Genomic DNA, 12,373 nt, shown 5'->3' with positions numbered 1-12,373 from the left:
CCGCATGGAGAGGCCTCAGACGAAGGCAAAGGAGAGCCCGTATTCGCGGCTTTCGCCCGGCGCGAGATCGACGAACTCCCCGCGTTCGGCGAGCCTGGCGCGCGGCTCCCAGCGATGCGAGACCGGCTCGATGCCGAGCACATGGGCGGGTGCGGCCTGGTTGCGCCAGACCTGCAGGAAGGGCAGCGTGTCGGTGCGGAAGCGCACCACCAGCGTCTTGCCGCCGATCGCTGCGATCGGCCCCAGGCGTACCTCGGCCCATCCGCCCTTGCCGGCCGGCACGCAGAACACGCCACCATCGCCCTCGCCGAAGGCCCAGGGAAAGCCGCCCCCGTCCAGCATGGCGCCTTCGAGCCGCACGCCGTCGTCGAAGTGCTTTGCCCCGAGGTTCATGTGGTACATGAGAAACGCCGGGAAGGCCGTCGTGCCGGTATTGTTCACAGTGTCGGCAAGGCTCACCTCCCCGGTCGTCCCGTTGATGCGCCAATGGCGGTCGAGCCGCGCTTTGCCGCCATCCGCCAAGGTCACATCGACGCTCGCGCGACACTCCGTGTCGTCGCCCCCGCCCGAAAGCACGACATCGCGCGCCGGATGCGACGAGAAGGATCCATGCAGCGGATACCTGGCCCCGCTTCTGCCGTCGATCGGTTCGGGGTGGCGAATATGGTCCGGTCCGCAGGTGAAGAGAAAACCTTCGAGCGAATGATCGATGCGCGGGTCGCCGTCGTCCGGGATCGCCCGGCCTGGCGCCAGGTCGACACCGCCGACCACGCAGGCGCCGATATCGAGAACGGAGCCTTCGTCCAGCATCAGCGCCGGACCCTTCCGCCCCTTGAATTCCATCATGCCGCAGGCTCCCCCATCGACGGCTGCGGCGCCGTGAACTGGCCGCTGGCGATCATCACTTCGATGCCGGACAATCCGTCCGCGAGGGACCTGAGGTACGGCAGATCGATCGCGCCTTCAAGCCATCGCTGGTAGTCGGTGGCGCGCCTCTTGAGCATGGCATAGCCCGCCATGCCGGCTGCCGTGAGCGCCAACAACTCGAACCTTCGGTCGTCGTGATCACGACACCGCTCCAGCCAGCGGCGATCCTCGAGCGCCTTCACCGCGCGGCTGATCTTGGTCTTGGTCAGTCCCGAATGGCCGGAGATCGCTTTCGCCGTCTTGTGGATCCGCTCCCCCAGCGACCAGAGCACCTGCCACTCCGCCCAGGAAATCTCCTCGCCGACACCACTGAAGCGCATGAAATGCGCACTCAATCGTTCGGCGACACGGCTGAGGCGATATGGCAGAAAATTATCGATATCGAACCGATTCGGCATCGTTCCCCCTACGATGAGCAGGCAAGGCCAAGCCTGCGCTGCAACGCCCACAAAACTCCGCCTCCCCCCTAGGAGTCGGTATTTAAAGCAATATTCACCATGAATTCACCTTTTCCACACTAGTGTCAAATTTGCCGCGTTTGTCGGATGGGCAAAAGAAGGAAGCGAATCTTGATCGACATGCTGAAAGCGGGAGTGATTGTGGCATCCGTCGCGGCCCTGCAGGCCGGCGTGGCTACATCCGCCCTCGCCAACGACCCCTATGGCTACCGCAACGGTTCCGTCCTGCTGGTATCGCCGGACGGCGACCTGCTCGACTACGTGCCGGAAGAGGGCGATGTGGTGATCAGCCGCGACCGCATGGGCCGGCGCGTCCTGATCGACCGCTACGGCAATCTGGTGGCCACCGAAATGCCCGCCGAAACCTATTTCCCGCGCCAGCGCGAGGCCCGGGCGCCCGCCGCCTATGACGAATTCGGCGATCCGCAGCCAGTCTGGGAGGATGACGCCATCGTCACGGGCGCCATCCCCTCGCCCGGCGCCGTCGACCGCCAGGATCTCGGCGAACCGCTGCCCGGCATGCCGTCCGGCGGACCGGACATGGCGCCGCCGGCCGATCAGGCCCCGGCGCGCACCGTGACGCCGGAAATCCCGGTGAAGAGCAATCTGTCGCAGCTGGAAATCACCGCGTTGCAGGTCTTCCTCGACCGCGAGGGCGTTTCCCCCGGCGTGATCGACGGCAAGATGGGCCAGAACGTCAACAAGGCCCTGGTCGCCTGGCAGCAGATCACCGGCGAGACGATCGACCCGAACAATGCCGAGGACATTCTCGAGCGCCTCCGCCTGTCAGGCGGACTGGCGATCACGGCCTACACGATCACGCCCGGCGACGCGGCGGGTCCTTACGTCGCCGCCATCCCCGAGGACTACGCCCACAAGGCGCAGCTTCCGGCACTGTCCTTCACCTCGACCACCGAAATGCTGGCCGAGAAGTTCCACATGGACGAGGCCTATCTGAAGGCCCTCAATCCCGGTGTCGACTTCACCATTCCCGGCACGACCATCAAGGTGGTCGATCCCGGCCAGACCAGGAAGGGCGAGGTCGCTCGGATCGTCGCCAACAAGGGACTGAAACAGGTCTTCGCCTACGGCGCCGACGGCGCGCTGATTGCCGCCTATCCGGCCAGCATCGGCTCGACGGACACTCCCTCGCCGTCGGGCACGGTGACTGTCGAGCGCATCGCCTTCGATCCGGGATATACCTACAACCCGAAGATCAACTTCCAGCAGGGCGCGAACGACAAGGTTCTCTCCATCCCGCCAGGTCCGAACGGCCCGGTCGGCACGGTCTGGATGGCGCTCTCCAAGCCGACCTACGGCATCCACGGCACGCCCGAGCCGTCGAAGATCGGGCGCACCCAGAGCCACGGCTGCATTCGCCTGACCAACTGGGACGCGACGGAACTCGCCAAAATGGCCAAGCCCGGCGTCACCGTAGAATTCATCGACTGACGCCTCCCCAGCCCGCCCGACGACACGACACGACGAAAAGAGCCGCCAGATCGAAATCTGGCGGCTCTTTCATGCTGCTCGGGAGGAGTGGGAGGAGGATCAAGCAGCGTTTCGAACGACACGGAACATGCGGCGCGGCTCCTGGCTGCGGATGACCTTGGTCGGCAACAGGCGGCGAACCTCGCCGGCGAAGGCCTGCGCATTCTCGCGCGCCTTGTCGAGATTACTGATTCTGGCGGCATCCATGCTGTAGAGCGTGCCTCCGCAGTCGAATATCTCGCGGAATGCGCTGCGCTCGACGATCGGCGTGTCCATGACATTGACGCCGCGGGCGGACAGAAGCCCCTTGATGGTCAGCAGCGCCCGGGTCGTCACCATGGAGGTGACGCGGGTCAGCACGACCGAATGGGCGATCTTGAGGCGACCGGCGCTCTCCATCATCTTGATCAGGTCGAGGATCTGCGCGGCACCCTTGGCATCCATGGCACAGCCCTGAACGGGAATCATCACATGGTCGGAAAGGCCGATCGCGGTGGTGACGATGGCGTCGCGCGCACCGGCGAGATCGATGATCGTGTAGTCGGCAGTGCGCGACGACTCGCGCAGATGGCCCTGAATCGAGGCGACGGACACTTCGGAAATCACTTCGATATTATGCTGGGAGCCGGAGGCCTCGTGCCATTGCGTGATCCAGCGCTGCGGGTCGGCATCGAGGATGGCGACGCGATAGCCCTGGTGGGCGAGCTCGGTCGCAAGCAGCAAGGCGGCAGTGGTTTTGCCGGCTCCGCCCTTGGCATTGGCAAATGAGATGACTGGCATGCTGTTTCCTCGAAAGGGTCTGGACCGAGCGTCTCATCGCTCTTGATGGCACCCTTGGCTCATGGTGTCAGTAAATGCATCATTGCTAACTATGGTTAACAAACCGGTAAGAGCAGCCCGGCCGGCCTCCCCCAAAAATGGTAGCCCAGCCCCGCCATCCTGCTGACCGGCCAAGAAAAAACCCGCCGCACTGTCTGTGCGACGGGCCTTGCCATTTATTAACGTCGGTCGCTCAGAAGCAGTCGAGGAACAGCGCCTTGGTGTTCTCGAGCGTCATCTTCACCGGGTTGCCGCCGCAGCTCGGATCCTCGATCGCCATGGCGGTCAGTTCATCGACGCGGTCGGACTTGATGCCCATGGCCGTCAGGTTTTCCGGAACGCCCAGCTCGGCCCGCAGCGACAGGACGTAGTCGTAGAAGCCATCGAACCCGCCCGAAATTCCGAGATAGGCCGCCGCGCGGGCGATCTTCTCTTCGATGGCCGAACGATTGAAGCGCAGGACCGGCGGCATGACGACCGCATTGGTCATGCCGTGATGGGTGTTGTAGACCGCGCCGATCGGATGCGACAGCGAATGGATCGCGCCGAGGCCCTTCTGGAAGGCGACAGCCCCCATGGCGGCGGCCGACATCATATTGGTGCGGGCTTCGAGGTCGGTACCGTCCTTGTAGGCGCGCGGCAGGTATTCCTTGACCAGACGCATGCCTTCGAGCGCGATGCCCTGGCTCATCGGATGATAGAAGGGCGAGGAATAGGCTTCGAGGCAATGGGCGAAGGCGTCCATGCCCGTACCTGCCGTGATCATCTTCGGCATGCCGACGGTCAGCTCCGGGTCGCAGATCACGACGCCGGGCAGGAACTTCGGATGGAAGATGATCTTCTTCACGTGCGTCTTGGAATTGGTGATGACCGAGGCGCGGCCGACTTCGGACCCGGTGCCGGCGGTGGTCGGGACCGCGACGATCGGCGCGATCCCGTCGGAATTGGCCCGCGTCCACCAGTCGCCGATGTCCTCGAAGTCCCAGACGGGGCGCGTCTGGCCGGCCATGAAGGCCACGCACTTGCCGAGATCGAGACCCGAACCGCCGCCGAAGGCGACGACGCCGTCATGGCCACCGTCCTTGTAGGCCTTGATGCCGGCTTCGAGGTTGATCTCGTTCGGGTTGGGGTCGACGTCGGCGAACAGCGCGCGGCCGAGGCCGGCTTCCTCCAGCACGTCCAGCGCGGTCTGGGTGATCTGCATCGGCGCCAGGCCGCGGTCGGTGACCAGCAGCGGCCTCTTCATGCCGAGCGACTTGCAGGCGTCCGCCAGTTCCTTGATGCGGCCGCGTCCCATCTTGATGGCGGTAGGATAGCTCCAGTTTGCGACGATATTCATTTCGTGACCTTCTTGAGGTGGTAGGATTTCGGACGGGTGAGGTTCTGGAAGCCGAGGACCGAGAGCGAGCCGCCCTTGCCGGTCTCCTTGCAGCCGGTCCAGCACAGCGCCGGGTCGAGATAGTCGGCGCGGTTCATGAACACGGTGCCGGTCTCGATTTCGCGGCCGATGCGGGCGGCGCGAGCCGGATCCTGCGTCCACAGCGAGGCCGTCAACCCGTAGGGGCTGTCGTTCATCAGGGCGAGCGCTTCCTCGTCGTTCTTGACCTTCATGATGCCGACGGCCGGACCGAAGGTCTCGTCCCTCATGAAGGACATGGTGTGGTCGACGTTCACCAGGATCTGCGGCATCAGATAGGCGTGGCCGTCGTCCTGCGGAAAGAGCTTCGGATCGACGAGCGTCTTGGCGCCCTTGGCGACGGCTGCGGCGATCTGCTCGCGCACATGGGCGGCAAAGCGGCGGTGCGCCATCGGCCCAAGCGTCGTTTCCGGATCGAGCGGATTGCCGAGCTTGTAGTTCGACACCCAGGCGACCGACTTCTCGACGAAGGCGTCGTAGAGGTTCTCGTTCACATAGATGCGCTCGATGCCGCAGCAGCACTGACCGGAATTGTAGGTGGCGGCATCCATCAATGTATCGACGGCGGCGTCGAGATCGGCGTCCTCCATCACATAGCCCGGATCCTTGCCGCCCAGCTCGAGGCCGATGCCGGCGAAGGTGCCGGCGGCCGCCCGCTCGATGGAGCGTCCGCCCTCGACCGAACCGGTGAAGTTGATGAAATTGAACTTGCCGGTGGCGATCAGCGCCGAGGTGGTGGCGTGGTCGAGGAACAGGTTGACGAAGACGTCGTCGGGAACACCGGCCTCGACAAAGGCACGCACCATGCGCTCGCCGACCAAAAGCGTCTGCGTCGCATGCTTGATGACGACGGTATTGCCGGCCATCAGCGCGGGCGCCACGGTATTGATCGCCGTCATGTAGGGGTAGTTCCACGGCGCGATGACCAGCACGACACCATGCGGCTCGCGCTCGATGCGGCGCTCGAAGGTGGCGCTGTCTTCAACGACGAGCGGCGCAAGCGCGTCGGCGGCGATCGAGGCGACATAGTTGGTGCGCTCGTTGAAGCCCTTGAACTCACCGCCATAGCGCACCGGACGGCCCATCATGTGGGCAAGTTCCGGCACGACTTCGTCCTTCATCTCGTTGAGGCGCGCGACGCCCTTCAGGACGAGCTGGACGCGCTCCTCGAGCGGACGGCGCGCCCAGGCCTTCTGCGCCTTGCGGGCGCGCGCCACCGCTTCGCTTGCGGCCTCCAGCGACATGGCCGGGCGTTCGGCGTAAACCGATCCGTCGATCGGCGAAATACATTTGATCATGGTCATTTTCTTCTCCAGATAGGCCTAACAGGCCAGTACTTTCACATGCCCCAGGGCGCCATAGGACAGAATGGCGCGGTCCCGGGTGACTATCGTCAAGTCATGCTCACGCGCGGTCGCAATCAGGATGCGGTCCGTCGGGTCGTTGTGTATCGGTTGCGGCAGGAAGGACGAGGCGATCAGGATGTCGGGCGAAGCCGGGAGAACCTCGACCTGGCCCGCCGCGGAAAAATCCTGAAACCAAGCGGAAGCCGATTTTGTTGTCGGAAGCCTACCCTTGCTGATCAACATCCCAACCTCCCAGGCAGACATGACCGACACTGCAACCTTCTTGTTATCATCAACCGCCTGAAGCAATACATCGTCTATCCCGGCGGCGACCGGCTCGTCATGCGCGAGCCAGATCATGGCGCAGGTGTCCAGCAACAGACCATTATCGGTCATCGTAGACTTTAGCCCATTCGGGATCCACAGGGGCCGTGAGATCAAGATCGTCCGGAATTCGCATCGTCCCCTTCATGCATCCGATGATCGGATGACGACGGATGCCCCTGTCTCCTTCACTATCGACGGGAGGGCGCTTGGTGTCTCCGGTTGATGCGTAGTACCCTGACTGCCCCATTTCTTCGAACCCTCCGACAGATGAACCGCGATGTGCCGAGATCTCGAGAAGCGTCAGCCCCAGGAGGGCGGCCACCCGGTCCTGTTCCTCGGCGGACATGTTACGCTTGCCGTTGAACATGCGGGAAACCGCGCTTGGATCCATTCCCAGGGCACCGGAAAAGCGCCGAAGAGAATAGCCTTTCTGCTTCAGTCGCTCGGTGAACCAGTCGCTATCGATCGGAAACTTCTGCGTCACCACACGACCTCCTAAGCGGAGCCCAATTTAGCGCAACGTTGCGATTATATCAACACAACAATCCAGCCAGCATCAACACTCATGCCCGTTCGAACCCTCTCGCCACCTCCCAGTCGGTAATCTTGCGGTCGTATTCCTCCTGCTCCCATTCGGCGGCGCGGACATAGTGCTCGACGACGTCGTCGCCGAAGGCATGCCGCAGCATGGCCGAGCCGTTGAGCGCGACCGCGGCCGAGCGCAGCGTCCGCGGGATCTCGCGCACGTCGCGAGCCCCGTAGGCATCCCCCGTGAAGGCCGGCTCCAGCTCGAGCTTGCGCTCGATGCCGTCGATGCCGGCGGCGATCAGAGCCGCCATGGCGAGATAGGGATTGAGGTCAGAGCCGCCGACGCGGCATTCGACGCGGATGCCCTTGGAGCCTTCGCCGCAGAGCCGGTAGCCGGCGGTGCGGTTATCCTTCGACCAGATCGCCTTGGTCGGCGCGAACGTGCCGGCCATGAAGCGCTTGTAGGAATTGATGTAGGGCGCGAGGAAATAGGTGATTTCGCTGGCATGGGTGAGAAGACCCGCCATGTAGTGCTTCATCGTCGTCGACATGCCGTACTCGCCGTTCGGATCGAAGAACAGCGGCGTCTTGCCGTCGACGCTCCACAGCGACTGGTGGATGTGCGACGAGGAGCCGGCGGCATTGTAGTGCCACTTCGCCAGGAAGGTGATGGCCTTGCCGCGCGACCAGGCGATCTCCTTGCAGGCATTCTTGATGATGACGTGACGGTCGGCCATGGTCAGCGCGTCGGCATAGCGGACGTTGATCTCTTCCTGGCCGGCGGAGGCTTCGCCCTTGGAATTCTCGACCGGGATCTCGGCACCCTGGAGGCCCTTGCGGATCGCCCGCATCACGTCTTCTTCCTTGGTGGTCTGGAAGATGTGGTAATCCTCGTTGTAGCCGCTGGCGAGTTGCAGGTCGCGATAGCCGGAGGCACGGGCGTCGTCATAGGTCTGGTCGAACAGGAAGAATTCCAGTTCCGTGGCCATGAAGGCCTTGAAGCCCATGGCCTCGAGCCGGGCCACCTGCTTTTTGAGGATGGCGCGCGGCGAATGCGGCACGTCCGCATGGGTGTGATGGTCCTGAACGTCGCAGAGCACCAGTGCCGTGCCTTCGAGCCACGGCACGCGCCGCAACGTCGCAAGATCGGGCTTCATGGTGTAGTCGCCATAGCCCTTTTCCCAGCTCGTCGCCTTGTAGCCCGGCACGGTTTCCATCTCCATGTCGGTCGCCAGCAGGTAGTTGCAGCTATGGGTTTCCTCGTAGGCGCTCTCGACGAAATATTCCGCCTGAAAGCGCTTTCCCATCAGCCGTCCCTGCATGTCGACCTGACAGGCGAGCACAGTGTCGATGCGGCCTTCGGCAACATCCTTCTTCAAATCGTCGAACGTGTAGGTCATGTGAGTGAGCCCGCTGATTATTGTTGTTGCCGGCCCTGCCGGCCCGCTTTTCCCATGTGTTCAGGAGACCCCGGCCGCCGGGCGGCCGGGGAGTTTGCCGGGTGCAAGGCTCAGGCCTCGCCGACAGCCTTTTCGGCTGCGGCGATGCCAGCCTGGCGCCGGGCGACCTCGTCACCGATCGGCGGGCCCTTGAAGCGCTTGTTCTCGAACGCGAACCACACGACGGCGGTGATCACGAAGAAGCCGATGGTGATCGGCAGCGCCCAGTCGTTCGGCGGCTGGATGCCGATGTAGAAGATCAGCGCCATGGCGAGAAGGACGAGAACCGCCACCACGCGGAACGCGCCGGCGCCGATGTTCCACGGCCCCATCGTCGGCCACTTCGGCGTGCCGATGGCAACGAAGCCCAGCGCGATCGGCAGTGCGAACGAGAGGAACAGGAAGATGACCGTGCACGACACGACGATCGAATAGGCCGGCGTGCCGGCGATGGTGATGGCCGAAGTGAACCAGACGAACAGGACCGACAGGATTGCGCCGATCCAGATCGAGGCAACCGGCGTGCGGTGCTTTGGGCTGACCTTCGAGAGTACGGCGGAGCCCGGCAGGCCCTTGTCACGCGAGAAGGCGAAGATCATGCGCGAAAGCGAGGTCACGGTCGCGAGGCCGCAGAGGAACTGCGAGAGGAAGATCAGGAAGTACAGGATTTCCTTGACCGTCGGGTTGACCTGGCTGTCCATGGCCCAGAAGAACACGTTCCAGCCCTGCTTTGCAGCATCATCCATGTTCGGCAGCATGAGCACGAACGAGCACAGCATGACGTAGCCAAACACCGCCGACCAGATCACCGAAGTGATCATGCCCTTCGGTACCGAATGGGCGGCCTTGACCGTCTCTTCGGACGTGTGCGCAGACGCGTCGTAGCCGGTGATCGTGTAGATCGGCAGAAGCAGGCCGAGCAGGAAGGCCATGCCGCCGGAGACGGCGAACGGCCAGACCAGAGAAGCACCTTCCGTGCCGGTGTAGTTGGAGAAGGTGAACAGGCGGGCGAACTCGAAGCTCGGCGCGGACACCAGGCAGACGATCGTCAGAAGGATGGCCGTTGCGAAGATCAGGTATCCGGAGAAGTCGGTCAGCTTGGCGGTGAGCCCGATGCCGAAGTGGTTGATCAGGGCCTGGACGGCTGTGATCGCCGCGACGAAGACCACGCGGTGCATGAGCGTGTCTTCGATGCCGAAGTAGGAACCGAAGGCGCCGAAGAAGAAGTAGAACGTGCCGACGTTGATGGCGCCGAGAACGGTCACCAGGCCGAGCAGGTTGAGCCAGGCCGCCAGCCATCCGGTGAAGCGGTTGCCGAGGATCGAGCCCCAGTGGTAGAGGCCGCCTGCGGTCGGATAGGCGGAACTGATCTGCGCCAGACCGATGGCAAACAGGCCTGAAATCAGGCAGCCGACCGGCCAGCCGATGCCGATGGCAGCACCGCCGGCACCCGACGTCGCCTGGCCGAGCGAATTGATGCCGCCGGACAGAATGCAAATGATCGAGAAAGAAATGGCGAAGTTGGAAAACGAGCTCATTCGCCGCTCGAGTTCCTGAGCATAGCCCATCGAGTGCAACATGTGCACATCGTGCTTTTTGTCTGCTTCGGTATAATCTGACATGACGTCCCCCAATTAACCGATCATCCGCGGGATTGCGGATAATTTCGTATCCTGCGCCGCCGGCGGCGCCGACGGCTGTTTCGCAGATCAACTGATCCCCGGGGCCTTGTTATTGGCTGGCAGTATCGATCGCCTTGCGTATCAATCCCGCCAGATAGTCGGCCACAACCCCTTGGCCGACCTCATCTCGTATCAGGTCGTTTCGGACCTCGATCATTACGTTCAAATGCCCGTCCGGCAGGCCGTGCAGCTGAAGACTATGGGTAACGCCGTCCTCCGGTCCATAGGGTTTGTTGCGTTCGACGCGGTAGGGCCCGCCCTCGGCGGCCGCGAGCATCGCGTCGGCCAGCCGGCTGTCGTCGTCGTGCAGTATGCCGATTTCGACCGCACGTTGCTCGCCGAGATAGACCGGCGTGAAACTGTGGACCGTGACGATCACCGACGGACGCCCGGAAGCCTTGCGGGCCGCGAGGACGGCGCAGACCCGGTCATGGAACGGCACGTAGAGTGCGGCGGTGCGCGCATAGCGCTCGGCAACAGTCAGACCGTGGTTGCCGGGAATATCGTAGATCTCACTCTTCTCCGGCATCGCAGCCGGAGACTCCGGCGGACGGTTGCAGTCGTAGACGAGCCGCGAGAAGCGCTGATGGACAAGAGTCCCGTCGAGCATGACGGAAAGGCGTTTGGCAACCTCGAGCGCCCCAGGGTCCCAGGCAATGTGGCTGACCAGGGCGTCGCTGTCGAGGCCGAGATTGCCGGCCCGTTCGGGCATGCGGCGGGACGCGTGTTCGCACACGAACAGGCAGATCCCCGCCCCTTCTGCATTCTCGACGGCCACGGCTTCGCCGTCAGCCTCTGTTAGGATGTCCGACCTCAAGAGCATGCGGAAACTCCCCGGCGCCTTCCGGCTTTTTATCATTGCGAAGAGAATTCTTCACGATTGCCAAGCTGTCAACTGCGTTATGAAAATTTCTATTCAATTTGCACATTGACAGATTTTCCTACTGCAAGGATAGTTTTGTGACAGACCGGCGAAAGATCGGTCCCAGGGGAAAAACAGCAGTTGAGCAATACGCCGAAGACAGTCTCGGACGTGATCCGCGCCCATTTCGATGGGTTGACGCGCGCTGAACGCCAGCTCGCGGAGAGCCTGCTCGACAATTATCCGGTGTCGGGCCTCGGCTCCATCACCACGGTCGCGGAGAATGCCGGCGTCTCCACCCCGACCGTCGCGCGCATGGTGCAGAAGCTCGGCTATAAAGGCTATCCCGAGTTTCAGGCGCACCTGCATCACGAGCTGGAGGCCACACTCTCCAATCCGATCGCCAAGCATGACCGGTGGGCGTCGAACGCACCGGGCACGCATATTCTCAACCGCTTCGCCGAAGCGGTGATGAACAACATGCGCCAGACGCTGAGCGAACTCGACACCGCGACCTTCGATCAGGTCGCCAGGCTGCTCGCCGACCGCAAGCGCAGCATCTATTTCGTCGGCGGCCGCATCACCGGTGCTCTGGCCGAATACTTCTTCACGCACATGCAGGTCATCCGGCCGAAAACCACGCTGATGTCGTCGAACACCAGCGCATGGCCGCAGCATATGTTGAACATGAGTGCCGGCGACGTCCTCGTGATCTTCGATATACGTCGTTATGAGGATGATATTGCGACGCTGGCAAACGTAGCCAGAACGGGCGGCGTGACTATAGTGCTGTTTACCGATCACTGGACTTCGCCCGTGGCCAAATACGCGCAGCACAGCTTCAAGGTCCAGATCGAGGCGCCGTCCGCATGGGATTCCTCGGTCGTCACGCTGTTCGTCATCGAGGCCTTGATCGAGGCGGTACAGAGCTCCGCGTGGGAGGAGACGCGCGAGCGCATGAATACGCTTGAAGGTCTGTTCGAGCAGGCGCGGCTGTTTCGCCGGCCGCGTTGATCGCCATCGCACCGAAAGGGGAGAAGAGAGGAGCCAGAATATCGGGAAGAAGCGACAAGCCAG

At 63.0% G+C, this 12,373-nt stretch carries 12 protein-coding genes; 2 read left to right on the top strand and 10 right to left on the bottom strand.

Annotated elements, in window-relative coordinates; translation table 11 throughout:
- Nucleotides 1-15 precede the first annotated feature (15 nt).
- Entirely contained in the window at nucleotides 16-846 is an 831-nt protein-coding gene (locus tag AC07Y0_RS05375; RefSeq protein ID WP_498675230.1) for a DUF4432 family protein, read from the bottom strand.
- Nucleotides 843-1,376, bottom strand: coding sequence for a MarR family winged helix-turn-helix transcriptional regulator (locus AC07Y0_RS05370; protein ID WP_498675228.1), 534 nt, complete (start codon nucleotides 1,374-1,376; stop codon nucleotides 843-845). The genes AC07Y0_RS05375 and AC07Y0_RS05370 overlap by 4 nt, the downstream gene beginning before the upstream one ends.
- Before the next feature lie 129 nt (nucleotides 1,377-1,505).
- On the opposite strand from AC07Y0_RS05370, the gene AC07Y0_RS05365 reads away from it, so the two are divergent.
- Nucleotides 1,506-2,837, top strand: a complete 1,332-nt coding sequence (locus AC07Y0_RS05365) for a L,D-transpeptidase (RefSeq protein ID WP_498680177.1) — start codon at nucleotides 1,506-1,508, stop codon at nucleotides 2,835-2,837.
- 99 nt (nucleotides 2,838-2,936) lie between these two features.
- Here the strand turns inward: AC07Y0_RS05365 and AC07Y0_RS05360 are convergent, their stop codons facing one another.
- The 8 genes from AC07Y0_RS05360 to AC07Y0_RS05325 form a co-directional block, all read right to left on the bottom strand.
- Nucleotides 2,937-3,656, bottom strand: coding sequence for an AAA family ATPase (locus AC07Y0_RS05360; protein ID WP_498675225.1), 720 nt, complete (start codon nucleotides 3,654-3,656; stop codon nucleotides 2,937-2,939).
- Nucleotides 3,657-3,888: 232 nt separating this feature from the next.
- Entirely contained in the window at nucleotides 3,889-5,034 is a 1,146-nt protein-coding gene (locus AC07Y0_RS05355) for an iron-containing alcohol dehydrogenase (RefSeq protein WP_498675223.1), read from the bottom strand.
- Nucleotides 5,031-6,416: an aldehyde dehydrogenase family protein gene (locus AC07Y0_RS05350; protein WP_498675222.1), complete on the bottom strand. Its 1,386-nt coding sequence runs from the start codon at nucleotides 6,414-6,416 to the stop codon at nucleotides 5,031-5,033. The genes AC07Y0_RS05355 and AC07Y0_RS05350 overlap by 4 nt, the downstream gene beginning before the upstream one ends.
- An 18-nt stretch (nucleotides 6,417-6,434) precedes the next feature.
- The gene (locus AC07Y0_RS05345; protein WP_498675220.1) at nucleotides 6,435-6,854 is read right to left on the bottom strand and encodes a type II toxin-antitoxin system VapC family toxin; all 420 of its coding nucleotides are present in this window, start codon (nucleotides 6,852-6,854) and stop codon (nucleotides 6,435-6,437) included.
- On the bottom strand, nucleotides 6,844-7,269 hold the full coding sequence (locus AC07Y0_RS05340; RefSeq protein WP_498675219.1) for a helix-turn-helix domain-containing protein: 426 nt from the start codon (nucleotides 7,267-7,269) through the stop codon (nucleotides 6,844-6,846). Before AC07Y0_RS05340 ends, AC07Y0_RS05345 begins: the two co-directional genes overlap by 11 nt.
- A gap of 79 nt (nucleotides 7,270-7,348) precedes the next feature.
- Nucleotides 7,349-8,713: a glutamine synthetase family protein gene (locus AC07Y0_RS05335; protein ID WP_498675217.1), complete on the bottom strand. Its 1,365-nt coding sequence runs from the start codon at nucleotides 8,711-8,713 to the stop codon at nucleotides 7,349-7,351.
- Between the two features lie 110 nt (nucleotides 8,714-8,823).
- Nucleotides 8,824-10,374, bottom strand: coding sequence for an amino acid permease (locus tag AC07Y0_RS05330; protein WP_498675215.1), 1,551 nt, complete (start codon nucleotides 10,372-10,374; stop codon nucleotides 8,824-8,826).
- Between the two features lie 109 nt (nucleotides 10,375-10,483).
- Entirely contained in the window at nucleotides 10,484-11,257 is a 774-nt protein-coding gene (locus tag AC07Y0_RS05325) for an N-formylglutamate amidohydrolase (protein WP_498675213.1), read from the bottom strand.
- Between the two features lie 180 nt (nucleotides 11,258-11,437).
- Between AC07Y0_RS05325 and AC07Y0_RS05320 the strand changes: the two genes are divergently transcribed.
- Nucleotides 11,438-12,310 (top strand): MurR/RpiR family transcriptional regulator, encoded by an 873-nt coding sequence (locus AC07Y0_RS05320; RefSeq protein WP_498675211.1) that lies wholly within the window; start codon nucleotides 11,438-11,440, stop codon nucleotides 12,308-12,310.
- Nucleotides 12,311-12,373: the final 63 nt, after the last annotated feature.

This window comes from Allorhizobium sp. GW101-3B10 (genome assembly GCF_059424725.1).
This window is presented reverse-complemented; position numbering and strand designations above follow the sequence as displayed.